The following is a 317-nucleotide window of genomic DNA, read 5'->3' on the forward strand; positions in this document are numbered from 1 at the left end:
TTCCAGAAGTACATCGGCCGGACGATCGCGCCGTAGTTTTTACGGTTGTCGGTATTGTCCTTGCCGTTGTCGTAGTCGTGGAAGGCCAGCAGATACTCGATCTGCGCCTGCTGGGTGAATTTATGGCTGCCCTCGAAGCTGGCGTAAACCGTGGTCAGGTCGTCAGTTTTGTTGTAGACGCTGTTATCCGAGTTATCGGAGTAGCGCAGAATAACTTTGTTCACCCCGCTGTCGTTGGTATGGCTCAGCACCAGCCCGCCCTGCCAGGCATCGAGGCGCGCGTCGCTGTCCACCGCTTTTGAGTCAAAGCCGTAGTT

1 protein-coding gene is annotated in these 317 nt (G+C 55.8%); it reads right to left on the reverse strand.

The genetic code is table 11. The features are described from left to right. Positions 1–317, reverse strand: a 317-nt coding sequence (locus PGR10_RS25435) for a carbohydrate porin (protein WP_430924286.1), incomplete at both ends; no start/stop codon positions are given.

This window comes from Klebsiella sp. 141198, from assembly GCF_050600785.1.
Lineage (GTDB): Bacteria > Pseudomonadota > Gammaproteobacteria > Enterobacterales > Enterobacteriaceae > Klebsiella > Klebsiella aerogenes.